Annotated in this window: 20 protein-coding genes and 1 pseudogene; 8 read left to right on the forward strand and 13 right to left on the reverse strand. The window is 58.6% G+C overall.

Annotation, left to right across the window (positions count from 1 at the left end; translation table 11 throughout):
* Window positions 1-33: 33 nt before the first annotated feature.
* Window positions 34-684, forward strand: a pseudogene (locus tag ACA044_RS29910) (ATP-binding protein); the annotation flags it as partial.
* Window positions 685-690: 6 nt separating this feature from the next.
* On the opposite strand, the gene ACA044_RS29915 reads toward ACA044_RS29910, so the two are convergent.
* From ACA044_RS29915 to ACA044_RS29925, 3 genes are all read right to left on the reverse strand, one after another.
* Window positions 691-1905, reverse strand: a complete 1215-nt coding sequence (locus ACA044_RS29915; RefSeq protein ID WP_497444451.1) for an aldose 1-epimerase family protein — start codon at window positions 1903-1905, stop codon at window positions 691-693.
* A 251-nt stretch (window positions 1906-2156) separates the two neighbouring features.
* A complete protein-coding gene (locus ACA044_RS29920; RefSeq protein ID WP_497444452.1) occupies window positions 2157-4133 on the reverse strand; it encodes a methyl-accepting chemotaxis protein in 1977 nt (658 codons plus the stop codon).
* Window positions 4134-4317: 184 nt separating this feature from the next.
* Entirely contained in the window at window positions 4318-5238 is a 921-nt protein-coding gene (locus tag ACA044_RS29925; RefSeq protein ID WP_497444453.1) for a LysR substrate-binding domain-containing protein, read from the reverse strand.
* A gap of 157 nt (window positions 5239-5395) precedes the next feature.
* On the opposite strand from ACA044_RS29925, the gene ACA044_RS29930 reads away from it, so the two are divergent.
* Window positions 5396-6793: a NorM family multidrug efflux MATE transporter gene (locus tag ACA044_RS29930; RefSeq protein WP_497444454.1), complete on the forward strand. Its 1398-nt coding sequence runs from the start codon at window positions 5396-5398 to the stop codon at window positions 6791-6793.
* Between the two features lie 141 nt (window positions 6794-6934).
* Here the strand turns inward: ACA044_RS29930 and ACA044_RS29935 are convergent, their stop codons facing one another.
* Complete coding sequence (locus ACA044_RS29935; RefSeq protein ID WP_497444455.1) at window positions 6935-8608, reverse strand: putative bifunctional diguanylate cyclase/phosphodiesterase; 1674 nt, start codon at window positions 8606-8608, stop codon at window positions 6935-6937.
* 262 nt (window positions 8609-8870) lie between these two features.
* Between ACA044_RS29935 and rep the strand changes: the two genes are divergently transcribed.
* Together rep and ACA044_RS29945 are read left to right on the forward strand one after the other, a co-directional pair.
* On the forward strand, window positions 8871-10880 hold the full coding sequence (gene rep / locus ACA044_RS29940; RefSeq protein ID WP_030132421.1) for a DNA helicase Rep: 2010 nt from the start codon (window positions 8871-8873) through the stop codon (window positions 10878-10880).
* Between the two features lie 55 nt (window positions 10881-10935).
* Window positions 10936-11508, forward strand: a complete 573-nt coding sequence (locus ACA044_RS29945; RefSeq protein WP_497444456.1) for a xanthine phosphoribosyltransferase — start codon at window positions 10936-10938, stop codon at window positions 11506-11508.
* 159 nt (window positions 11509-11667) lie between these two features.
* Here ACA044_RS29945 and srmL read toward each other — a convergent pair whose 3' ends face one another.
* A complete protein-coding gene (gene srmL / locus ACA044_RS29950) occupies window positions 11668-12816 on the reverse strand; it encodes a PheS-related mystery ligase SrmL (RefSeq protein ID WP_497444457.1) in 1149 nt (382 codons plus the stop codon).
* A gap of 456 nt (window positions 12817-13272) precedes the next feature.
* Here srmL and ACA044_RS29955 point away from each other — a divergent pair, with 456 nt between their 5' ends.
* The gene (locus ACA044_RS29955; RefSeq protein WP_497444458.1) at window positions 13273-14196 is read left to right on the forward strand and encodes a CgnE/CgnB domain-containing protein; all 924 of its coding nucleotides are present in this window, start codon (window positions 13273-13275) and stop codon (window positions 14194-14196) included.
* Window positions 14197-14567: 371 nt separating this feature from the next.
* Here ACA044_RS29955 and ACA044_RS29960 read toward each other — a convergent pair whose 3' ends face one another.
* From ACA044_RS29960 to dadA, 6 genes are all read right to left on the reverse strand, one after another.
* A complete protein-coding gene (locus ACA044_RS29960; protein WP_497444459.1) occupies window positions 14568-16490 on the reverse strand; it encodes an acetyl-CoA hydrolase/transferase C-terminal domain-containing protein in 1923 nt (640 codons plus the stop codon).
* A 135-nt stretch (window positions 16491-16625) separates the two neighbouring features.
* Window positions 16626-17039, reverse strand: coding sequence for a c-type cytochrome (locus ACA044_RS29965; protein WP_063342144.1), 414 nt, complete (start codon window positions 17037-17039; stop codon window positions 16626-16628).
* Between the two features lie 182 nt (window positions 17040-17221).
* Window positions 17222-17770 (reverse strand): cupin domain-containing protein, encoded by a 549-nt coding sequence (locus ACA044_RS29970; RefSeq protein WP_007894746.1) that lies wholly within the window; start codon window positions 17768-17770, stop codon window positions 17222-17224.
* A 128-nt stretch (window positions 17771-17898) separates the two neighbouring features.
* The gene (gene alr, locus ACA044_RS29975) at window positions 17899-18972 is read right to left on the reverse strand and encodes an alanine racemase (protein ID WP_497444460.1); all 1074 of its coding nucleotides are present in this window, start codon (window positions 18970-18972) and stop codon (window positions 17899-17901) included.
* 125 nt (window positions 18973-19097) lie between these two features.
* Window positions 19098-19451, reverse strand: a complete 354-nt coding sequence (locus ACA044_RS29980) for a RidA family protein (protein WP_497444461.1) — start codon at window positions 19449-19451, stop codon at window positions 19098-19100.
* Entirely contained in the window at window positions 19423-20727 is a 1305-nt protein-coding gene (dadA, locus tag ACA044_RS29985) for a D-amino acid dehydrogenase (RefSeq protein WP_497444462.1), read from the reverse strand. The genes ACA044_RS29980 and dadA overlap by 29 nt, the downstream gene beginning before the upstream one ends.
* Window positions 20728-20883: 156 nt before the next feature.
* Here dadA and ACA044_RS29990 point away from each other — a divergent pair, with 156 nt between their 5' ends.
* Complete coding sequence (locus tag ACA044_RS29990; protein WP_497444463.1) at window positions 20884-21372, forward strand: Lrp/AsnC ligand binding domain-containing protein; 489 nt, start codon at window positions 20884-20886, stop codon at window positions 21370-21372.
* 121 nt (window positions 21373-21493) lie between these two features.
* Here ACA044_RS29990 and ACA044_RS29995 read toward each other — a convergent pair whose 3' ends face one another.
* Entirely contained in the window at window positions 21494-21847 is a 354-nt protein-coding gene (locus tag ACA044_RS29995) for a YkgJ family cysteine cluster protein (protein ID WP_476217099.1), read from the reverse strand.
* 147 nt (window positions 21848-21994) lie between these two features.
* Here ACA044_RS29995 and ACA044_RS30000 point away from each other — a divergent pair, with 147 nt between their 5' ends.
* Window positions 21995-23308, forward strand: coding sequence for an NAD(P)/FAD-dependent oxidoreductase (locus ACA044_RS30000; RefSeq protein WP_497444464.1), 1314 nt, complete (start codon window positions 21995-21997; stop codon window positions 23306-23308).
* A gap of 143 nt (window positions 23309-23451) precedes the next feature.
* Here the strand turns inward: ACA044_RS30000 and ACA044_RS30005 are convergent, their stop codons facing one another.
* On the reverse strand, window positions 23452-23685 hold the full coding sequence (locus ACA044_RS30005; protein WP_497444465.1) for a DUF1127 domain-containing protein: 234 nt from the start codon (window positions 23683-23685) through the stop codon (window positions 23452-23454).
* A gap of 179 nt (window positions 23686-23864) precedes the next feature.
* Here ACA044_RS30005 and ACA044_RS30010 point away from each other — a divergent pair, with 179 nt between their 5' ends.
* Window positions 23865-25286: an aminotransferase-like domain-containing protein gene (locus tag ACA044_RS30010; RefSeq protein WP_497444466.1), complete on the forward strand. Its 1422-nt coding sequence runs from the start codon at window positions 23865-23867 to the stop codon at window positions 25284-25286.
* Window positions 25287-25323: the final 37 nt, after the last annotated feature.

Below are 25323 nucleotides of genomic sequence, written 5' to 3' on the forward strand. Positions count from 1 at the left end.
AGGTGCGTTGCATCTATTCCCACATGTCACAGCGGTTCGAAACCACAACCCGGCGAAATCACCCTCGCCCACCATGGCGTGCTGTTCCTCGATGAACTCCCGGAGTTTGATCGCAAGGTATTGGAGGTGTTGAGAGAGCCACTGGAATCCGGCCACATCGTGATCTCCCGCGCCAAGGACCGCGTACGCTTCCCGGCGCGTTTCCAGCTCGTCGCAGCGATGAATCCCTGCCCCTGTGGATATCTTGGCGAGCCGAGCGGCCGCTGCTCCTGTACGCCGGATATGGTGCAACGTTATCGCAACAAACTGTCGGGACCGCTGCTGGATCGCATCGACCTGCACCTGACGGTTGCTCGCGAAGCCACGGCGTTGAATCCTGCGTTAAAACCCGGCGACGACACTGCTACCGCCGCCGAGCTGGTTGCCGATGCAAGAGAGCGGCAACACAAACGCCAAGGCTGCGCCAATGCCTTCCTCGACCTGCCAGGTCTACGCCGGCACTGTAAGTTATCCACAGCCGATGAAAACTGGCTGGAATCCGCCTGCGAGCGCTTAACGCTGTCGTTGCGGGCGGCCCATCGACTGCTCAAGGTCGCGCGCACGCTGGCAGACCTTGAACAGGCCGACGGGATCAGACGCGAGCACCTGGCCGAGGCGCTGCAATATCGGCCGACAACGCTCTAGTCGGCGTCATCCCTTGCTGAGATCCACCAACGGCGTCTGCCGCACCTCAGTCTCCCGCCCACCCTGAATCTCGCTCACCTGCTTCAACGCCTTATCCACAGCCGCTTTATCCGACAACAAGCTATAGCTGATGCGGAACTGCTTCTGTTCCTTCGGCGCAATCGTCGGCACCAGGTTCAGTGGCCGCTGATACCGGCGGTTGTAGGAAAAACTAGTCCCCGGCTCCAGCCCCGTGACATAGCCCTGCCCTTGGGTATCGGTGTTTTTCCACAAGGAGAACACGGGCAGTGTTTGAGTATTGAAGCCGACCGAAACACCCAGACTGCCGGCCTTGTTATGCAGCACGGTCAATGTATCGCCCTTTGCATCGGCATACGGCACCACGTTGTAAACCGTTTCGTCGTAGTCCTTGGTCGGTGCACGGTAGGTTTGCCAGTCCGGCAGATCGCCTTTGGCCTTGTCGTTGAAAGGCGATACCTGCTTCACCGGCGCGGCGAAGCGGGCGCCCTGCTCCAGGAACGGCGTACTGAAGTTGCTGTGATACAGCGCCTGGTATTCCTTCGGATAGTCGCCGTTGTTGGTCAGGGTGTCGTTGAGGGCGAACGCTACGCTGCCGGGTTCGGTGACCAGTTCGGTTGCGACGGAAAAGTCGACTTTCTTGAACGCCTGCTCTTTCAGCTCGCCACGCAGGCTAATGGCGTACGGTGGTTTTTCGTCGATGTGCAGGGTGACTTTGTTGGCCGGGATGTTGGCGGCGCGACCGTGCAGGGTCAGCAGCTCACCATTGTCCATGCCGGGGTGGCCGACCCATTCGTAGCCGCAGCGGGTGACCAGTTCGTTGAAACCTTCCAGCCAGCCCAGGCCACCGCGGCCGTTGAGTTCGATGAAGGATGGATTGACCACCTCCTTGACCGGCGAATCCCAGCCCATGCGTACATCGCCAACCGAGGCCTGCAGGACATTCATGCCACGAGTCGGCACCACCGAGAGTTTCATTGTGCCGTTATCGATGTCGACGATGCTGACGCCCTCCTGCCGCCCACCGTGCAAAGTGCGCAGGGTCACGCTGAAGGGTTTGTCGGTTTTTACGCCGAGTTGCTGGCTGGTGATCTGCCAGTTCTGGGCGGCTTTGTCGGTGTCGAGCAAAACATAGTCCCAGGCCATGGCTTGGGAGGCAGCGGACAGTGCGCTGAGGGCAACGATGAGTTTGAGCGGGGTCATGGCAGCAGCCTTTCTTGGAGTTGTGCCATTTTTATAAACTTGAAGAAACGTTTCAGCAAGCTTAAAAATCGAGACACGGGCGTTAAATGCCAAGAAAGATAACCAGTAAGGAATTGATTCGCAGCTTTGAGACAAATCGGGAATTGAGGCGATCCCTTCGCGAGCAAGCCCGCTCCCACATTTCATCTCGGGTGTCACCGCAGATCTAATGTGGGAGCGGGCTTGCTCGCGAAGGCGATTTCAGAGGCGACTCAACGAAACCGGTCAACCTCATGCCGCAGATCGGCCGCGAGCTTCTCCAGCTCTTTGGCAGTCACAGCCAGGTTCGACACCACTTCCCGCTGCTCACTGTTGGCCAAAGCAATACTTTGCAGATTGCTGCTGAGCAAGGTCGCGGTGCTGCTTTGTTCCTGGGTCGCAGTGGTGATCGCGGCGAATTGCTGACCCGCCGAGCGGCTTTGTTCATCGATCCGCGCCAGCGCCGAAGCGACGTTGGCGTTGCGCGACAGGCCTTCTTGCATCAGCACGTTGCCCTGCTCCATGGTGCTGATGGCGTTGCCGGTTTCCTGCTGAATGCTTTGGATCATCCCGGAAATTTCGTCAGTGGCCTGGCGGGTGCGTGAGGCCAGGTTGCGCACCTCATCGGCCACCACCGCAAACCCACGGCCTTGCTCACCGGCACGGGCGGCTTCGATGGCCGCGTTGAGCGCCAGCAAGTTGGTTTGCTCGGCGATCGCGGTAATCACCCCGACAATGCCGCCGATTTCCTGGGAGCGCTGCCCCAAGGTATTGATCACCGTCGCGGTGCTGTTCAGCGCACCGGCGATTTGCTCCAGGGACGAGGACGCTTCGTCCATCGACGTACGACCGATCTGGGTTTGCTGTGCGTTTTCCTGAGCCATACGCTGGGTGTTGCCCATGTTGTCGGCGATGTTCAGCGAGGTGGCGCTGAATTCTTCTACAGCGCCGGCCATGCTGGTGATTTCGCCGGACTGCTGCTCCATCCCTTCGTAGGCACCACCGGACAAACCGGACAACGCCTGAGCGCGGCTGTTGACCTCTTCCGAGGCCTTGCGGATATGCTCGACCATGGCCGACAACGCCTGGCTCATTTGGTTGAAGGCACGGGCCAACTGACCGATCTCGTCATTGCTCGACACGTTCAGGCGCACACTCAAATCACCGGCGCCCAAGGCTTCGGCCTGACGCACCAGATCACCCAGCGGCGCCAGTTTGCTGCGCAGCAACCAGACCGCCGCAGCGACTGCCAGCAACATCGCCAGCAGACTGCCGATGGCCAATTGAATGCCGACGCTCCAGGTCACGGCGCGGATTTCGGTTTTCGGCATGCTCGCCACCACCGACCATGGTCCGCCTTCGAACGGCACGGCAATGCTGTAGAAGTCTTGCGACGAATCGCTCCAGAAATCGCCCTTGCCCGGCGTCTTGGCCAAACCAACGATGGTCGGGGCCGCCTGATCCAGCGCTTGTACACCAGCAATCGGCACCAGCCATTTGTTCTGCTCATCCAGCAGTGCCAGGGAGCCGGTCTGGCCGATGCGAAAGCGCTTGAGGTTGTCGAACTGGACATTCTGCGCGTCGGTGTAATCGAATCCTACGAACAGCACGGCTATCACCTTACCGCCACTGTCCCGTACGGGGGTGTACTGAGTCATGTAGGACCGTTCGAAGAGCAAGGCGCGACCGACGTAGCTCTGCCCCGCCATCAAGCGCGTATAGGCCGGATGAGCGTGATCCAGCAACGTGCCGATGGCCCGGGTGCCGTCCTGTTTGCTCAGGGAAGTGCTGACCCGAACGAAGTCTTCGCCTTTGCGCACGAACAGCGTGGCGACACCGGCGGTCATTTGCTTGAACTCGTCCACTTCCTTGAAGTTGTTGTTCAGCACTTCGCTGCCCAGGTGCAGGCCCGGGGTCTGCACACCCGCCACGGTCACCGGCTCATCCGGGTGCACGCTCAAACCGGCGCTGAAGCGTTTCTCGAACAGGCCGCTGAGACGCTGGGTACTTTCACGCAACGTGCTGTGAAAGGTGCTCAGTTGATCGGCCAGCAACCGCGCCTCGCTGGCCAGGTGCTCTTCGCGGGTAGCGAGGTTGGCAGTGTCCAGCGAACGCAGAGCGAATACAGTACTGCCACTGATGACAATCGCCAGTATCACGGCAAGCGCAAGACCCAGCTGTGAGGCGATCCGAGCACGAGGTTGAGACATGACAGCTCCTGACCCAGTGGCCGGATCATCCTGACCCCATCGCACACTCGGCAAAATTTCTGATAGGGGGAAAACATGGAGCCTGCACGAAGGTCCCATCAGCAGACTTTCGGCGGCAAAGCCGAATACTTGAGTGATGAACCGGGATATAGCTCAGGGCCGCCATTGCGGTCGCTCCATCGATTCAGCCCAGACGTTCGACATCCGGTAACTCCATGGCCCGGACTTCGCCTTGCAGGAAATCGCTGAGCCTGCGTAAACGCTCACCGCCAGGGCGGGTTTTCGGCCAGACCAGGTAATAATTCTCACCACTGGCAACGGCCGTCGGCCACGGCAAACTCAGCCGTCCCTGTGCGACATCCTCCGCCACCATCAACAAGTCGCCCATGGACACGCCATAGCCTCGGGCAGCAGCGATCATGCCCAGCTCCAGCGTGTCGAATACCTGCCCGCCCTTGAGCGAGACTTGATCGGTCAGGCCCATGCGCTCCAGCCAGTTGCGCCAGTCCCGTCGATCCGGCGTCGGGTGCAGCAGCTCGGTACTGGCCAGGCGCGCTACGTCCCACGGTTGATCCTTCAGAAGATTCGGTGCACCGACCGGAATCAGCTCTTCGGGGAACAGGAAAGTCGCCTCCCAGTCCGGTGGAAAATGCCCGTTGCTAAGAATGACGGCGCAGTCGAAGGGTTCGTGGTTGAAGTCCACCGTATCGATGTCCATCCAGGCGCTGGTCAATTGCACCTCGTTCCCCGGTCGCAGGTGCCGAAAACGACTGAGCCGCGCCAACAGCCAGCGCATGGTCAGGGTCGATGGGGCTTTCATGCGCAAGATGTCGTCCTCGGCACGCAAGGTATTGCAGGCCCGCTCGAGGGCGGTGAAGCCTTCACGAATGCCGGGCAGGATCAGCCGCGCCGATTCGGTCAGTTGCAGGTTGCGCCCGCTGCGATGAAACAGCCGACAGGCGAAATGCTCTTCAAGCGTACGAATGTGCCGACTGACCGCACTTTGCGTGATCGACAGCTCTTCGGCGGCGCGAGTAAACGAGCTACGCCGCGCCGCCGCTTCAAATGCTCGAAGGGCATACAAGGGAGGAAGACGACGAGACATCAGGAAAGCTCCTATAGCGCGACTGCACCAACTTATCAGAAACTCCCAAGCATGAGTTTTAATCATGCCACCCATCCTTTTTATCCCTTTGTGCAAACCCCGCAGAGCGCCGAGAATCGACGCTTCCTGTTCATTTTGACAATCGAGCGTGATGACCATGCAGCATCCAGCGCGTATTGAACTCTGGGCCATCTTGCGGCTGGCGGGGCCGTTGATTGCCTCGCAGTTGGCGCACATGTTGATGGTCCTCACCGACACATTGATGATGGCGCGCCTGAGCCCCGAGGCGCTGGCCGGTGGTGGCCTGGGCGCGGCGACCTACTCGTTCGTGTCGATCTTCTGCATCGGTGTTATCGCGGCGGTCGGTACGCTGGTGGCGATCCGTCAGGGCGCGGGCGATATCATCGGCGCGGCGCGGCTGACCCAGGCCGGGTTGTGGCTGGCCTGGTTGATGGCGCTGGTGGCGGGTTTGCTGCTGTGGAACCTCAAACCGGTGTTGCTGCTGCTCGGACAAACCGAATCCAACGTCCAGGCTGCCGGCCAGTTTCTGTTGATTCTACCGTTCGCCCTGCCCGGCTACCTGAGCTTCATGGCACTGCGCGGCTTCACCAGTGCCATCGGCCGGGCGACACCCGTGATGGTCATCAGCCTCGGCGGCACGGTGGCCAACTTCCTGCTCAACTATGCGTTAATCACCGGCATGTTCGGCCTGCCAAAAATGGGCCTGGTGGGCATCGGCCTGGTCACGGCGATCGTTGCCAATCTCATGGCGCTGGCGCTCGCGCTGCACATTCGTCGGCATTCAGCCTACGACGCTTATCCGTTGCGCCAGGGCCTGTCGCGGCCCAACCGTCAGTACTTGCAGGAATTGTGGCGCCTGGGCCTGCCGATTGGCGGCACCTATGCGGTAGAAGTCGGCCTGTTTGCCTTCGCCGCGCTGTGCATGGGCACCATGGGCAGTACGCAACTGGCGGCGCACCAGATCGCCCTGCAAATCGTCTCGGTGGCGTTCATGGTTCCGGCGGGGCTTTCCTACGCGATCACCATGCGCATCGGTCAGCATTACGGCGCCGGGCAATTGCTCGATGCGCGGCTGGCAGGACGGGTCGGCATTGCTTTCGGGGCTGCGTCGATGCTGGGGTTTGCCATGGTCTTCTGGCTGCTGCCGAATCAGTTGATCGGCTTGTTCCTGGACCACAACGACCCGGCGTTCCGCGAAGTCATCAACCTGGCCGTGAGCCTGTTGGCGGTGGCGGCATGGTTCGAGCTGTTCGACGGCACGCAAACCATCGCCATGGGCTGCATCCGCGGGCTCAAGGATGCCAAGACCACGTTCCTGGTGGGTTTGGGTTGCTACTGGCTGATCGGTGCACCGGCCGCCTGGTGGATGGCCTTCCATTTGACTTGGGGGCCGACAGGGGTCTGGTGGGGCCTGGCGCTGGGGCTGGCGTGTGCGGCGGTGAGTCTGACATTGGCGTTTGAGTGGAAGATGAAGCGGATGATTCGGCGGGAACCGTCGTCAGGGGCGAGCTTCCAAATCGCTCAGCCAGATTGAGATCCCCTGTGGGAGCGGGCCTTTGTGGCGAGGGAGCTTGCTCCCGCTGGGTCGCGAAGCGGCCCCAAAAGCTTTGCGACTGCTTCGCAGCCGAGCGGGAGCAAGCTCCCTCGCCACAAAAGCATCCACAGTTGTTTGTGGTTAGCTCACGACTTCCAGTGCGGGCTGCTGGCTGCTGCCAAAGGTCAAATACTCCACCAACTCTGCCAATGGCAACGGCTTGCTGATCAGATACCCCTGCACCTGATCGCAACCAAACCCGCGCAACAAATCCAGCTGTTCCGGCGTTTCCACACCTTCGGCAACCACTTCGAGGTTGAGGTTGTGCGCCAGGTTGATCATGGCGTGGACCAGTTTACGATTCTCTTCCCGCTCTTCCATGCCGCCGACAAAGCTCTTGTCCACCTTCAACAACGCAATCGGCAGGCTGTTGAGGTGCACGAACGAAGAGAACCCGGTGCCGAAGTCGTCCAGCGAGAAGCGCACGCCGAGGCGTCCGAGGGCATCCATGGTCTGCTTGACCAGATCGCTGCGACGCATCACCGCGGTTTCGGTCAGCTCAAATTCCAGCCATTGCGCCTCGACACCTCGCTCGGCAATCAACCGGCTCAGGGTCGACAGTAATTGGCTGTCCTGAAACTGCCGGAACGACAGGTTGATTGCCATGTGCAGCGCTGGCAGACCCCGTTCTCGCAACGCCTGCATGTCTCGCAAGGCCCGGGAAATCACCCAGTAACCCAGCGGCACGATCAAGCCGCTTTGTTCGGCCAGCGGCACGAATTCGCTGGGGGGCAACAAGCCGCGTTCGCTATGACGCCAGCGCACCAAGGCTTCGAGGCCGACGATCTGGCCGTCCTCAAGGTTCAGCCGTGGCTGGTAATGCAGCTCCAGTTCATCGCGACGCAAGGCCCGGCGCAGCTCGCTTTCGAGGTCGGCGATGCTGCGGGCATTGCGATTGATCCGTTCGTTGAAGATATGAAAGGTGCAGCCCTGGGTGCTCTTGGCCTGCTGCATGGCGATGTGCGCGTGCCACATCAATGGGTCGGCGCCGGCCTGTGCTCGTGCGTGGGCAATGCCCAGGCTGGAACCGATCAACAGACTTTCGCCGTCGACCCAGTAGGGCTCGGACAGGGCTTCGGTAATACGCTCAGCCATCCATTCGGCGCGCTGAGGGGCGCGGCGAGTGTCGATCAGCAGGGCGAACTCATCGCTGCCCAGCCGCGCCAGTTGATCGCCGACCTCCAGCTGGCTTTTCAGCCGCGAGACCACTTGGAGGATCAGCCGGTCACCGGCCTGATGGCCGAGAGCGTCATTGGCATGTCGAAAGTTGTCGAGGTCGAGGTGACCGAGGGCCAGACCGCGGCCGTCGTTTTCGGCCAGACGCGCCGCCAGCAAGGTCTGGAAACCCTGGCGATTAGCGATACCGGTCAACGGGTCCTGTTCGGCCAGGCGCTGCAGCGTGTTTTCCAGCAAGCCGCGCTCACGCACATGACGCAGGCAGCGACGCAGCATGCCGGGATCCAGCAGATCGCGTACCAGCCAGTCACTCACACCGTCGGGCGGTGCCAGCGGTTCGTGTTCGAGCAGCAACACCGTGGGTAGGTTGCAACGGCCAGGCAGGGGCTGGAGAGCAGGAATCGTCAACAACACCGCGCTACGGTTGTCATCGAACAAATTGCTGACCGACTCCCAGCTCGGGGCGCTGATCAGAACAGCCGAACTCCCCATCGGAGCCAGACACTCGCGCAACAACGCTGCCCACGCCGGCTCTTGGGCCAGTAGCAGCAAACGCAAGGGTTCGACAGGCGTAGACAAGCTAGCTCCCTAGACTCTGCAAAGATGTAGGCGGCGGGAATTATGCCGCGCGGGTAACCAATGACCAAATGACATCGGTTATCAAACACGTTTTTGTGTCTCGAATACGAACATTAGACGCAAATTCACTACGCATCCTGCGTGAAAGTTGCAAAACCGGCAAATGAAGATAGCGTGTTGCGTCACAAGTCGGACAGAGCAGCACAATTCGCTGAGCCTGTTAAAATGCCGGCCCATTTCGCTAACGACTCCCTGATTTCGTATGTCCCGACTCAATCCCCGGCAGCAAGAAGCCGTGAGCTACGTCGGCGGCCCTCTTTTGGTGCTCGCCGGCGCAGGCTCCGGCAAGACCAGCGTGATCACGCGCAAAATCGCGCATCTGATCCAGAGCTGCGGCATCCGCGCCCAATACATTGTCGCCATGACCTTTACCAACAAGGCCGCGCGGGAGATGAAGGAACGGGTCGGCACCCTGCTCAAGGGCGGCGAAGGCCGCGGCCTGACGGTCTGCACCTTCCACAACCTGGGCCTGAACATCATCCGTAAGGAACACGTGCGGCTGGGCTACAAACCGGGCTTCTCGATCTTCGATGAGACCGACGTCAAAGCCCTGATGACCGACATCATGCAGAAGGAATACTCGGGCGACGACGGCGTCGACGAGATCAAGAACATGATTGGCTCGTGGAAAAACGACCTGATCCTGCCGCCCGAAGCCCTGGAAAACGCACGCAACCCCAAGGAACAGACCGCCGCCATTGTCTACACCCACTACCAGCGCACGCTCAAGGCGTTCAACGCGGTGGACTTCGACGACCTGATCCTGCTGCCGGTAAAACTGTTCCAGGAACATGACGATATCCTGGAAAAATGGCAGAACAAGGTCCGCTACCTGTTGGTGGACGAATACCAGGACACCAACGCCAGCCAGTATTTGCTGGTGAAACTGCTGATCGGCAAACGCAACCAGTTCACCGTGGTGGGCGACGACGACCAGTCGATCTACGCCTGGCGCGGCGCCCGCCCGGAAAACCTGATGCTGCTCAAGGACGACTATCCGTCCCTGAAAGTGGTGATGCTGGAGCAAAACTACCGCTCCACCAGCCGCATCCTGCGCTGTGCCAACGTGCTGATTTCCAACAACCCGCACGAATTCGAAAAACAGCTGTGGAGTGAGATGGGCCACGGCGACGAGATCCGCGTGATTCGTTGCCGCAACGAAGACGCCGAAGCCGAACGCGTGGCCGTGGAAATCCTCAGCCTGCACTTGCGCACCGACCGGCCGTACAGCGATTTCGCGATTTTGTATCGCGGCAACTACCAGGCCAAGCTGATCGAACTGAAGCTGCAGCATCACCAGGTTCCTTACCGACTTTCCGGAGGCAACAGCTTTTTCGGACGTCAGGAAGTGAAAGACCTGATGGCTTACTTCCGGCTGATCGTGAACCCGGACGACGACAACGCCTTCCTGCGGGTGATCAACGTCCCGCGCAGGGAGATCGGTTCGACCACGCTGGAGAAGCTGGGCAACTACGCTACCGAGCGAAAAATCTCGATGTACGCCGCCACCGACGAAATCGGCCTGGGCGAGCATCTGGACACGCGCTTCACCGATCGCCTGTCGCGCTTCAAGCGTTTCATGGACAAGGTCCGCGAGCAGTGCGCCGGCGAAGACCCGATCTCTGCCCTGCGCAGCATGGTCATGGACATCGACTACGAAAACTGGCTGCGCACCAACAGCTCCAGCGACAAGGCCGCCGACTACCGCATGGGTAACGTCTGGTTTCTGATCGAGGCGTTGAAAAACACGCTGGAGAAGGACGAAGAAGGCGAGATGACCGTCGAGGACGCCATCGGCAAACTCGTCCTGCGCGACATGCTGGAACGTCAGCAGGAAGAGGAGGACGGCGCCGAAGGTGTGCAGATGATGACCTTGCACGCCTCCAAGGGGCTGGAATTTCCCTACGTGTTCATCATGGGCATGGAGGAGGAAATTCTCCCGCACCGCTCCAGCATCGAAGCCGACACCATCGAAGAGGAACGTCGCCTGGCTTACGTCGGGATTACCCGAGCGCGTCAGACCCTGGCCTTCACCTTCGCCGCCAAGCGTAAGCAATATGGCGAGATCATCGACTGCGCGCCAAGCCGCTTCCTTGATGAACTACCGCCGGACGACCTGGCCTGGGAAGGCAACGACGACACCCCGACCGAAGTCAAAGCCGTTCGCGGCAACAGCGCATTGGCGGATATACGCGCGATGTTAAAGCGCTAGAATCGACTACTTTTAACCGACTTTCGGCACGCAAAGCGCCAATAGAGGAAGCTCCGTGGAAGCACTGCACAAGAAAATTCGCGAAGAAGGCATCGTGCTTTCCGATCAGGTCCTGAAAGTCGACGCCTTTCTGAACCACCAGATCGACCCGGCCCTGATGAAGTTGATCGGCGACGAATTCGCCACGCTGTTCAAGGATTCGGGCATCACCAAGATCGTCACCATCGAAGCCTCGGGCATCGCTCCGGCGATCATGACCGGCCTGAACCTTGGTGTGCCGGTAATTTTCGCCCGCAAGCATCAGTCCCTGACCTTGACTGAAAACCTGCTGTCGGCGACCGTTTACTCGTTCACCAAGCAGACCGAAAGCACCGTGGCGATCTCCCCACGCCACCTGACCAGCAGCGATCGCGTGCTGATCATCGATGACTTTTTGGCCAACGGTAAGGCGTCGCAAGCGCTGATCTCGATCATCAACCAGGCCGGCGCGACTGTCGCAGGTTTGGGTATTGTGATCGAGAAGTCGTTCCAGGGTGGCCGTGCGGAACTGGATGCCCAGGGTTATCGCGTTGAATCGTTGGCGCGGGTGCAGTCCCTGGCCGACGGTGTTGTGACCTTCATCGACTAAAACACCAAAAAACCAATGTGGGAGCGGGCTTGCTCGCTCCCACATTAAACCGCGTCCGCCTGGACAACTCGGTCAACTGTGGGAGCGAGCTTGCTTCGGCCGGCGTTCCGACGATGAACGATAACGCGGCGATTCAGTGATTACTCGGACACTTCGGTTTCAAGCCTTTGGCAGGTCCATTCTGTAACCCGCCCCAGGCGCTCCTTCATGCATCGCCGCCTGAATGTCCGCATACAAGGCGTTCGCCTCAGCGGTAGTGATTGATCGCGAACAATCACGCAGCACCACGCGTAAAAGCACATTTTCCTGACCCGGCAGCAGCCCAAGCCGTTCAATTGCCTGCGCGGGTAAATCCGAGAGCTCCCACCGTCCCTTGACTTGCATCTCCTCGATCCAGTCAGAGCAGTCGCCGGCCGCCTGCAACATTCTTTCGGTCAACACTTCCTCGCTCAGCCCTGGCGTTACCGCCAACGAAATGTCACGAGCAATCGATGGCAAACGAGATACCGCCGTCCATGGATTCAGATCATGCATCTGCGCCTGCACTCGCACGTTCTGATCGCGCAGCAAGCGAATATCCGGAATGCCTTTTCGCAACATAGTCAGGCGATCTAGCCCCATCCCGAGCGCCAGCCCTCCATGATGCAGCGGGTCTATGTTCAAGCGCTCCAACAAAGACCTCGCAATACGACCGCACTCCAACACCTCAACCGGAGCCCCATCATTCAACACATTCACTTCGATTCCGCCCTCTGTGTAGTGATGCGGACTATCGCTATAGACCCAACGTTTGTCAGGAACGGCAGACTTAAGGATATCGCCGACCAAACGCAACAGATGTTCGTTCGTTGCCAGTTCCGGATCACCCAGCACCCAAATATCCATTTGATGCGGTTCCGCGCAATGCCAACGATCCCGGCTATCACGACGGAAAGTAATACCTGGCGCTGCCAGCAATATCGTCTGTCCCGGCTGGCGCACCTGAGCCGCTCGCTGAAGCGCTATCGGGATCTGGCTGGTGGTTTGTGTTCGCAATAGCGAGTGCTCATCGACCCAACGGGTGTGTTCACTCCCCAGCGTAACCTCCGCCGGGTCATAACCGAGCAAACCGTAATTTTCTTCAGCAGACACAATCCTCGGCCCGGTTTGTAGTTCCGCTTGAGGCCAACCTTTTTCAGAGAGTCCTTTGAGGATTTCATTTAGCAGCAATCGGACGGCGTGATCGGGATCTTTGGTTTCGGTTAGATCATCCAATAATAGGGCCTGATGGACAGACGTATCTGTCAGATATTTCTTTGATGCGCGCACTATATAACCCTCGATCTACAGTTGAATATCGAGCCAGAAAACCAAGCCCATAAATAAACCTAACGACACAAGATCATCTACCACAACCAAAAAATGGCAAATACCAAAGTTTCAGAACAAGACTACAGATACGCCCCACCCAAATAACCGAATTAAACCTTCGAGCCCCTTGGCAGACAAATTGATTCTAAAAAACGCCTAACAAATCATTTAACACATCAAAAAATTCTGTATTAATTATTCCACTCCCAAGCAGTTCGGGGAGCAAAAACCAAAAAATGAAAAAGGATGATCAGATGAAAAATGAAAAAGTCGTCAAAGAAAAGCTTAACCGGATCACTTCTGGCCCGGATAATTTTGGGGGGGCACCGTTGGCTTGGGCTCACACCGAAGAATAAATAATACCAATGCGCGGCGAGTATTCTTGCCGCGCATTGAAAAAAACAGGAGGGTTTTATGTCGCCACCGAATATGATATCGACACTCTTCGGCCATGAGGACTTATCCATTATTGCAGATTCAGAGGACTTCCTCAGAGAATATGCGCTCTTAGGGTTCAATACGGTCAATATTTCTGAACTAAAGAAATTACCAAAAAATAGTATTGTTTTTTCTTTTAGCAATGACGCTGCAAAAATGACGTTTGAGCTAGCAAAAAACACAGAAAGCAAGAAAAGCGTTTTCTGCGCAACTCAAGTGTTCGAACCCAGCGTAGCTGCTGCACTCTATAGCCTCAAACTTTTGCTGAGCTGCAATTTTGAACATGCCTTATGCACACAACGATCCGTATTAAACATGCTCAATTCAAATGAGTCATTTCTCCTGTCTGGTAACGGCGCCGATGCGCAGGTCTCAGTTTTTCCGCACGCCCAACCTTACGCGCTACTTGCCGAAGACGTGTCTCATGATTTTGTTCAGTCCGTGGCAGAATTTTTTGAAGTTCATTACGCACACATGAACCCACAAGAGCTCTGTCCGTTTTCTTTTACCGGCATATTAAAAATCGCTGGAATATTGACAGTACTTAGAAAACCTAATCCGATATTACCAGAGGGCTTGAAAACCTCCCTTAAATGGTTGAGTGACCGAATTGCGAAAGAAGGTGCATTATTATCAATTAAAGACAACACCATCACTTCACTAAAAATAAATAACGAGGAACACATAAAACTTCTGGATCTTGCGGCTGGCTTTCGTGGACTCAAGCTGACGGAGTTCGCCATTGGAGTAAACGAGGCCATCGCATTAAACATTGATTATAAAATAAACTCACAAATTAATGAAGGCATCAGCGGGGTCAACCTAGCTATTGGTGACGGGTCTTCCGGTTATCACATAGACTTCCTTAGTCCATCCGTGAGCGTAAATCCAATACACTAGTGAATTGAGCAGTCACTCGAGAAAGTTGAAAACACCTGATCTATATCTCCTGTCTCAATAACGCCTGCGTATGCGGCCCCTATGGGGCGTCGCTGAATACATTGCTATCACGAGCAAGCCCGCTTCCACATTGGATGTTCGTCGGACACAGAATATGTATTCTCTGGAGATCCGTGTGGGAGCGAGCCTGCTCGCGATGAACGATTACACGGTTTTCCAGTGGTTACTTGGGCCGGTTTACCGCCAGCTCCGCCAGCATGATGATCTGTTGAATCGCCATCGTGTATGCCGGCGTACACTTTTAAACAGGCACTTCGAGCTGGCTCCTATATCGCGGACAAGCCTGCTCCCACAGGTTTTTGTGGTGGCTGTTACTGCGCCGTGGCCTTCAGGCCGGTGAGCAACAACCGCTGAAACAGATCCTCCTTCAGCCCTTCCGGTTTCGTCAGCTGCATCCTTTCCAGATGCACGGGAAATTCCGAAGCCGCTGGCGCATCCAGCGCAGCCTTGCCCAACTCCAAAATCTCCGTGAGCTTGAACTTGCTCTTCAACCAGTTCAGCGCCCGCAATAAGTCCCGTTCCTCAGCAGTGAAATCGCAGCCCAACGGATATTCTGGAAACAGATTCGAATGCCGCCCCTGAATGGCCTGCAACCGCTGTGGGCTGTTGTCAGCGAAACGCGGATCGAGACGAAAATGCTTGGGCAATTTGCCAACGCTCTGCGCCTGCTCGATCAGCCCCGGCTGGAAGCGTGAGTCGCTGATGTTCAGCAACGCCTCGATCACCGCCGCGTCGGTCTTGCCCCGCAAATCGGCGATGCCGTACTCGGTGACGACGATGTCCCGCAGATGCCGCGGGATCGTGCAGTGGCCGTATTCCCAGACGATGTTCGAACTGACATCACCGCCCGACTCGCGCCAACTGCGCAGCAGCAGGATCGAACGCGCGCCTTCCAGGGCATGGCCCTGGACGACAAAGTTGTATTGCCCGCCAACGCCGCTCAGCACCCGCCCGTCTTCGAGCTGATCGGCCACGCCGGCACCGAGCAGGGTCATGGTGAAGACGGTGTTGATGAAGCGTGCATCGAGGCGCTGCAAGCGTTTGAGCTCTTCCTGACCGTAAAGCTCGTTGATGTAGCTGATGCGGGTCATGTTGAATTCGAGCCGCTTACTTTGTGGCAGCTCGCGCAGGCGCTCGTAGAAACTGCGCGGCCCGAGAAAAAACCCGCCATGCACCGAGATGCCGTCAGTCTGCGCCGCTTCATCCAGGGTGCCGGCATTCGCCTGTTGCTGGGTCGGCACATCGGGGAAGACCTTGCGCCGCACAATCCCGGCGTCGGCCAATACCAGCAAACCGTTGACGAACATTTCGCTGCAACCGTAAAGGCCCTTGGCGAACGGTTCGAGGCCCCCTTCGCGCTCAATCAACTGCGCCCACTGGCTGAGATTCAGGTCCGCCAGCAACGCCTTGTAACCGTCATTGTCAGCCTGGCGCGCCAGCAATGCCGCCGTCAGGGCATCCCCCATGGCGCCAATGCCGATCTGCAAGGTGCCGCCATCGCGCACCAGCGTGCTGGCGTGCAGCCCGATGAAATGATCCTGAAAACCCACCGGCATGTTCGGCGTGGAGAACAGCGTGGTGTTGTCCTTCGCGTCGATCAGCAGGTCGAAGGTGTCGATGCCGATTTCCGCATCGCCGGGCATGTACGGCAAATCGTTGTGCACCTGCCCCACCATCAGGATCGTTTCCCCCGCCGCCCGGCGTTTAGCGATCATCGGCAACAGGTCGAGGGTGATGTCCGGGTTGCAGCTCAGGCTCAGTCGATCGGGATGCTCGGCATGGCTGGCCACCAGTTGCGCCACGAGGTTCAAACCAGCGGCGTTAATGTCCCGCGCTGCATGGCTGTAATTGCTGCTGACGTAATCCTGCTGGGCCGGTGCGCTGTTGAGCAAGCTGCCCGGCTGCAAGAAGAATTGATGAATGTGGATGTTGTTCGGGAGGCTGTCGCGATGCAGGTCAGCGAGGAAATTCAGTTCCGGGTAATCGCCGAACACTCGCTCGATAAAGGGTTCGAGGAAACGTTTTTGCAAGCCATCGCCCAATGGTGGGCGTCCGAGGCACAGGGCGGTATAAATCGTCAGTTGCCGCTCGGGCAGTTGCGCGATCCGTTGATACAGCGCGTTGACGAAGTGGTTGGGCTTGCCCAGCCCCAGCGGCAGGCCCATGTGGATATGCGCCGGCAACCGTGCCAGGACGTCATCGACCGCCTGCTCGATAGAACACAACTGCACCATCTGATCCTCCCGCCCGTTCCATGAATTGGGGTGGAGCCGAGCTTGCCGGGGCTTTGCTGCAAAGCATAGCCTCGGGGGGGAAATCGCAGGCACAAAAAAGCCGCTCGTAAGCGGCTTTTCGCTGAAAATGAAGGCTTATTTCAGGCCAGACATCTTCTGGATGGCACCCTTGAGATCGCCATCAGAGCAATCGGCGCAGGTGCCTTTTGGTGGCATCGCATTGACGCCGGAGATTGCTTTCGCCAGCAAGCCGTCAAGGCCGCCTTCTTTCTTGGCGCGCTCGCCCCAGGCTGCGGCATCACCGATTTTCGGCGCGCCCAACAGGCCGGTGCCGTGGCAAGCGTTGCAATGTTTTGCAATCACTGAGTCAGGGGTTTTGGCATCACCACCACCCGCGGAAGCAGCGACTTCCATCCCCTTGCACTCTTTGCCCTGCACACAGACCTGGCCGACTGGTTCAAGACGTTTAGCGATATCGTCGTTGGTCGCAGCTTGTGCGCTGACTGCCCAAAGGGCCAATACGGTTGCTGGTGCGGCCAGCATTTTCATAATTAGGTTCACGCGTACACCCTCAATGGTGGCTAGTCACGCCCACGGCCACGGTTCGCAGGCGGGCGCAAGTATAGCGGTAAGCCCGCCACACTGAAACAACCCCAAAGTCGAAGGGGTCTTATCGTGAGACGGAAATACAGCATGGGCGTCTCCGCAATCCGGGCAGGACGCCTCTTCTCTTAGAAATTCGCTGGAGTGGCTGCGCTGATTAGTCGCGCCGGAGCATCGAACGGATTACGGAAGCGGTGCGGCTTGGTACTTTCAAAGTAGTAGCTGTCGCCGGCTTCGAGCACAAATGTTTCGAGCCCGACCACAAGCTCCAGCCGGCCTTCCACCAGAATCCCGGTTTCTTCACCCTCATGGGTGAGCATCTCGTCACCGGTGTCGGCGCCAGGCGGGTAGATTTCGTTGAGGAACGCGATAGCCCGGCTCGGGTGAGCCCGACCGACCAGTTTCATGGTCACTGCCCCATCGGAAATATCGATCAGCTCGTGGGCTTTGTAGACGATCTGAGTCGGTTTTTCCTGCAGGATTTCTTCGGAAAAGAACTCGACCATGGACATGGGAATCCCGCCCAGTACCTTCCTCAGCGAACTGATCGAGGGGCTGACACTGTTCTTCTCGATCATCGAAATGGTGCTGTTGGTTACCCCCGCGCGTTTGGCGAGCTCACGCTGGGAAAGACCTTTGAGCTTACGGATGGATTGCAGTCGTTCACCGACGTCCAATGCTGGAGCCTCCAGGGATTCAGGTTGCAGGAATATTGAGCGTTATCATGGCGACAGCGTTCAGTATTTACAACACTTGGACCTGAATCCTGTTTGGCGAAGCGACTTTCGGTCGAAAGCGCTATTGGTCAGACCCCGGAATAGAGCAGCGGCACCCGACGCAGGTTGCAGAAAATCTGGTAAGGAATCGTGCCCGCGGCTGTCGCGACGTCACTGGCGAGGATATTTTTGCCCCACAACTCGACGGGCGAACCGAGACCGGCTTGCGGCACATCGGTCAGATCGACGCAGAGCATGTCCATCGATACCCGGCCCAACAGCTGACTACGCTGCCCAGCCACCAGCACCGGCGTGCCGCTCGGTGCCTGGCGCGGATAACCGTCGGCATAACCCATTGCCACCACGCCCACGCGCATCGGCTTGGAGGTGACAAATTTCGCGCCGTAACCAATCGGCTCGCCGGCCGGTAGTTCACGCACGCAAATTACTTTCGATTCCAGGGTCATCACCGGTTGCAGGCGGGACGCCACGGCATTGGCCTCTTCGAACGGTGTCGCGCCGTAGAGCATGATGCCTGGGCGCACCCAATCGCTCGGAATCTGAGGCCAACCGAGCACCGCCGGCGAGTTACGCAGGCTGATTTCGGCCGCCAAACCCTGACGCGCCGCCTCGAACACTGCAACTTGATCGGCGCTGGCCTGGCAGTGCAGCTCATCGGCACGGGCGAAGTGACTCATCAGCACGATCTTCGCCACTTTGCCGCTGGCCAACAGCCGCTGATAGGCCGCCTGGTAATCCGCCGGATGCAGGCCAACCCGATGCATGCCCGAGTCGAGCTTGAGCCAGACCGTGATCGGTTTGCTCAGCGCGGCTTTTTCGATGGCTTCGAGTTGCCACAGCGAATGCACCACGCACCAGAAGTCATGCTCGACGATCAGCGACAACTCATCAGCTTCGAAAAAACCTTCGAGCAACAACACCGGCGCACGAAGGCCGGCGGCGCGCAACTCCAACGCTTCTTCGATGCACGCCACGGCGAACCCGTCCGCCTCGGCTTCCAGCGCCTGGGCGCAGCGTACCGCGCCGTGGCCATAGGCATCGGCCTTGATCACCGCGAGGGCTTTGGCCCCCGTGACTTCACGGGCGATCCGGTAGTTGTGGCGCAAGGCTTGAAGGTCGATCAGGGCACGGGCTGGACGCATGGCGGCAGACTTCTAGTCGGTCATTGGGGAAAAACCGGCGCTGGTTGACAGCGTGAACCGCCAACAGCGCGCCGGGAGAGGGATCTTTCTGAGCTACTTGTGTCAGAGCAGTTATGTCAGAGCGTTTATGGCAGTGCGGCAACAACCGACAGCTCAACCAGGATTTGCGGTTCGCACAGCTTCGCTTCGACTGTCGCGCGGGCCGGTGCAACGCCTTTTGGCAACCACTGGTCCCACACCGAATTCATGCCTTCGAAGTGCGCGTCGATGTCTTTCAGGTAAATCGTCACCGACAGCAAGCGGCTCTTGTCGGTCCCGGCCAGATCCAGCAAACGCTCGATGTTGGCGAGGGTTTCACGGGTCTGTTGTTCAATCCCGGCGCTCATGTCATCGCCTACCTGCCCTGCCAGATACACCGTACTGTTGTGGACAACGATCTGGCTCATGCGCTCATTGGTGAGCTGGCGCTGGATTGACATGTTTTGCGGACTCCTGAAGTTTGTTGCCATAACGGGAAATATCAAGGCCTTCGGCGCTGATCTGCGGCGTTCTCTTCGCCATCAGGTCAGCCAGCAAACGACCGGAACCACAGGCCATGGTCCAGCCGAGTGTGCCGTGGCCCGTGTTCAAAAACAGGTTCTTGAACGGCGTGGCACCGACAATCGGCGTGCCGTCCGGAGTGGTCGGACGCAGACCAGTCCAGAAACTCGCCTGGGCCAGATCGCCGCCCTGAGGATAAAGGTCGTTGACGATCATCTCCAGGGTTTCGCGCCGACGTGGGTTCAACGACAGGTCAAAACCGGCGATTTCCGCCATGCCGCCGACGCGGATGCGGTTGTCGAAACGGGTAATCGCGACTTTGTAAGTCTCGTCGAGAATAGTCGAAGTCGGGGCCATCGCCGGGTTGATGATCGGCACGGTCAGCGAGTAACCCTTGAGCGGATACACCGGCGCCCGGATGCCCAACGGCTTGAGCAGTTGCGGCGAGTAGCTGCCGAGGGCCAGCACGTAGCGATCGGCGGTTTCCAGCTTGCCATCGATCCACACGCCGTTGATGCGATCACCGGCAAAGTCGAGGCGCTGAATATCCTGGCCGAAACGGAACTCCACACCCAGCTTCGTGGCCATCTCGGCCAGGCGGGTGGTGAAGATCTGGCAGTCGCCGGTCTGGTCGTTCGGCAGGCGCAAGGCACCGGCGAGGATGTCGGTGACGCTGGCCAGGGCCGGTTCGACCCGGGCAATGCCCGCGCGGTCGAGCAGTTCAAACGGCACGCCGGACTCTTTCAGCACGGCGATGTCCTTGGCGGCGCCATCGAGCTGCGCCTGGGTGCGGAACAGCTGGGTAGTCCCCAGGCTACGACCTTCGTAGGCAATGCCGGTTTCGGCGCGCAATTCGTCGAGGCAGTCGCGGCTGTACTCGGACAGACGCACCATGCGCTCCTTGTTCACCGCGTAACGGCTGGCGGTGCAGTTGCGCAGCATCTGCGCCATCCACAGGTATTGGTCGATGTCGGCAGTGGCCTTGATCGCCAGAGGCGCGTGACGCTGCAACAGCCACTTGATGGCTTTGAGCGGCACGCCCGGCGCGGCCCACGGCGAGGCATAACCCGGCGAAACCTGCCCGGCGTTGGCGAAACTGGTTTCCATGGCCGGCGCTGGCTGACGGTCCACGACCGTCACTTCAAAGCCGGCCCGTGCCAGATAATAGGCACTGGCGGTACCGATGACGCCGCTACCCAAGACCAGAACGCGCATTTTCATATCCCTCATCGCGGCTTACCGCTGACGTTTATTGTGCAGACCGAAGATGTGGGCAGTTTAAAAAAGATTAGCCAGTGCTTTTCACTATATAAGTGCCTATATTTGGCGACAATTCTCGGCAAAAACCCTTTTCACGGAGGCGCATCCCCTATGCGGACCAACACTCAGACCAAACGTGAGCTGGACAAGATCGACCGCAACATCCTGCGGATCCTGCAAGCGGACGGGCGTATTTCCTTCACCGAACTGGGGGAAAAGGTCGGCCTCTCCACCACACCCTGCACCGAACGGGTACGGCGGCTGGAGCGTGAAGGGATCATCATGAGCTACAACGCCCGCCTGAATCCGCAGCACCTCAAGGGGAGTCTGCTGGTGTTCGTCGAGATCAGCCTCGACTACAAATCCGGCGATACTTTCGAAGAGTTCCGACGCGCGGTGCTGAAACTGCCCCACGTACTGGAATGCCATTTGGTGTCAGGTGATTTCGATTACCTGGTGAAAGCACGGATTTCCGAGATGGCCTCGTACCGCAAACTGCTGGGCGACATCCTGCTCAAGCTGCCGCATGTGCGCGAATCCAAGAGCTATATCGTGATGGAAGAAGTGAAAGAGAGCCTGAATCTGCCGATTCCGGATTGAGGTTCAGCCACAAGGAAAGGGTTGTCTGAGCGACCGCTATCGCGAGCAGGCTCGCTCCCACAGGTACAGCGGTGTCCTTGTGGGAGCGAGCCTGCTCGCGATTGAAGCGACTCGGTCCCAGCTAAACCAACACCTGCCGGGTACTGGCCATGTACTCATGAATCTGCTTCTCGACCCGCGGATGGATCAGCTCCACCGGTCGCCGCCCATTAGGGCACGGTAAAGTCTTTGTGGTACCGAACAGCCGACAAATCAGCGGTCGTTCGTCATACACCGTGCAGCCGTCAGGCCCCAGGTGAACGCAATTGAGTTCATCCATCGCTGCGTCCTGCTCGGCTCGGGTCTTGCGCGGCAGGCGGGACATTTCTTCGGGCGAGGTGGTCACCGGCCCACAGCAGTCATGGCAGCCGGGCACGCACTCGAAGGAGGGAATCTGCTGGCGCAGCGTACGAATTTTCTGACTGTTGCAACTCATCGAAGCGGTGACCGAATGCGGAATAGATCGGGATTCTGACGCAAAACCCCCGATCCAGACAGCGCCAACCGACCGGTGTTGCCCGCGTTCGAAGCGGCGGCTTATGCTCCGTCAACTTTTTCAAACACACGCATCAGGATGACGGATATGAACGCCCCTGTTCAGCAACCTGCCCCGAGCCATCAACACGCGGCCTCTTATTATGCCGCCAGCAGCTTGCCGCAGCCCGACCTTCCGGCGCTTACAGGTGAGCTGGCTGCGGACGTGTGTGTGGTGGGCGGCGGGTTTTCGGGGCTGAACACCGCGCTCGAACTGGCCGAACGTGGCTTCAGCGTAGTGCTGCTGGAAGCCCACAAGATCGGCTGGGGCGCCAGCGGACGCAATGGCGGGCAATTGATTCGCGGCGTCGGCCATGGTCTCGATCAGTTCGCCAGCGTGATCGGTGCGAACGGTGTGCGTCAGATGAAACTGATGGGCCTGGAAGCGGTGGAAATCGTCCGACAGCGAATCGAGCGCTTTCAGATCCCTTGCGATTTGACCTGGGGCTACTGCGACCTCGCCAACAAAGCCCACGACCTGGAAGGCTTCGCCGAAGACGCCAGCGAGCTGCACAGCCTCGGTTACCGTTACGAAACCCGTCTGCTGCAAGCCAACGAAATGCACAGCGTGGTGGGTTCTGATCGCTATGTCGGCGGCTTGATCGACATGGGCTCCGGGCATCTGCATCCACTGAACCTGGCCTTGGGCGAAGCGGCCGCCGCCCGAAAATTGGGCGCGAAGCTGTTCGAACAATCGGCGGTAACCCGCATCGATTACGGCCCCGAGGTCAAGGTCCACACTGCCCAGGGCACGGTTCGCGCCAAGACGCTGGTGCTGGGCTGCAACGCCTACCTCAACGATCTCAACCCGCAACTCGGCGGCAAGGTGCTGCCTGCTGGCAGTTACATCATCGCCACCGAACCCTTGAGTGAAGAGCAGGCTCGCGTATTGCTACCGCAAAACATGGCGGTCTGCGATCAACGGGTGGCGCTGGATTATTACCGACTCTCGGCGGACCGACGCTTGCTGTTCGGCGGCGCCTGCCATTATTCAGGACACGACCCGAAAGACATCGCCGCGTACATGCGACCGAAGATGCTGCAGGTGTTCCCGCAACTGGCCGGGGTGAAAATCGACTATCAATGGGGCGGGATGATCGGCATCGGCGCCAATCGCCTGCCGCAGATCGGGCGGCTCAAGGAGCAGCCGAATGTGTATTACGCCCAGGCCTATTCCGGCCATGGTGTAAATGCCACACACCTGGCGGGCAAGTTGTTGGCTGAGGCCATCAGCGGCCAGCAGAGCGGTGGGTTCGACCTGTTTGCCAAAGTGCCGCACATCACCTTCCCGGGCGGCAAACATTTGCGTTCGCCGCTGCTGGCGCTGGGGATGCTTTGGCATCGGATGAAGGAGTTGGTCTGATCGGTTGGCTGCGTTCTTACGGGCCTCATCGCGGGCAAGCCCGCTCCCACAATGGTCGCTGGTGTTCACAAGAGTTGTGTTCACCACCAATCCCTGTGGGAGCGGGCTTGCCCGCGATGAGGCCCGTAAGAGCGCCATAGAACTCAGATCCGCCAGAAAGGCTTAAGCCCCTCCTCCTGCGCCTGCTCCAGACTCAACCCGACATCCTTGAGCTGTTCCGGCGTCAATTCCAGCAAGATCTTGCGCGTGTGCAGACGATGCCAGAACAGGCCCCAGCGACCCAGGCAGGACGGCGCGTTGCGCTTGAGCCCGTTTTTTTGCCCTGCCGCCAGTTCCTGACTGTGTAACGTCAGCCGCACATCGCTCAAGCCGTTCATTTTCGTCGCTCCTGTTTACTTGGGTAGCCAGAGGTTTCATGATGCGCGGACGGAAAAAAGCATTACAGATTCAAAGAGAATGTATTAACTCCATACAGATTTTCCGTTTAAGCCTCTGAATCGTATATTTTTGCCCAATCTGTACTGGTTAACCGAATCACTCACACCGAGACTGCGCCATGACCCTTTACGTCAACCTCGCCGAGTTGCTCGGCACGCGTATCGAACAGGGCTTCTATCGCCCCGGCGACCGGTTGCCCTCAGTACGGGCGCTGAGCGTCGAACACGGGGTCAGCCTGAGCACGGTGCAGCAAGCTTATCGAGTGCTGGAAGACGTCGGTCTGGCGATGCCCAAACCCAAATCCGGCTACTTCGTACCGGCGAGTCGTGAACTGCCGGAGCTGCCAGCAGTTGGCCGGCCAGCCCAACGACCGGTGGATATTTCGCAGTGGGATCAAGTGCTGGAACTGATCCGCGCCGTACCGCGCAAGGATGTCGTGCAGCTGGGTCGCGGCATGCCGGACATCACCACGCCGACCATGAAACCCCTGCTGCGCAACCTGGCGCGAATCAGCCGTCGGCAGGACATGCCCGGCCTGTATTACGACAACATCTGCGGCACTCTCGAACTGCGCGAACAGATCGCTCGCCTGATGCTCGATTCCGGTTGCCAGTTGAGCGCCAACGATCTGGTGGTCACCACCGGTTGCCACGAAGCGCTGTCCACCAGCATCCGCGCTATCTGCGAGCCGGGGGATATCGTGGCCGTGGATTCACCGAGCTTTCACGGCGCCATGCAAACGCTCAAGGGCCTGGGCATGAAAGCCCTGGAAATCCCCACCGACCCGCTCACCGGCATCAGCCTCGATGCTTTGGAACTGGCGTTGGAGCAATGGCCGATCAAGGTCATACAGTTGACCCCCAACTGCAATAATCCGCTGGGCTACATCATGCCGGAGTCGCGCAAACGTGCGTTGTTGACGCTCGCGCAGCGTTTCGACGTGGCGATTATCGAGGACGATGTGTATGGCGAACTGGCCTACACCTACCCACGCCCGCGCACGATCAAATCCTTCGACGAAGATGGCCGCGTCCTGCTCTGCAGTTCCTTTTCCAAGACCCTGGCACCGGGCCTGCGCATTGGCTGGGTCGCACCGGGGCGTTATCTGGAACGGGTGCTGCACATGAAGTACATCAGCACCGGCTCCACCGCACCACAACCGCAGATTGCGATTGCCGATTTTCTCAAGGCCGGGCACTTCGAACCGCATTTGCGGCGGATGCGCACACAATACCAGCGCAATCGCGACGTGATGATCGATTGGGTCACCCGTTATTTCCCCACCGGTACCCGCGCCAGCCGTCCGCAAGGCAGTTTCATGCTGTGGGTCGAACTGCCGGAGGGCTTCGACACCCTGAAACTCAATCGCGCGCTGCATGATCAAGGCGTGCAGATTGCCGTCGGCAGTATCTTTTCTGCCTCGGGCAAATACCGTAATTGCCTGCGGATGAACTACGCTGCCAAGCCAACGCCGCAGATCGAAGAAGCCGTGCGCAAGGTAGGCTCGGCTGCAATCAAACTGCTGGCGCAAGCCAACTGACCTTTCTTCGGGATCCAGCGTCCATGTAACTAACAAC

It is taken from the genome of Pseudomonas sp. LBUM1673 (assembly GCF_059695645.1).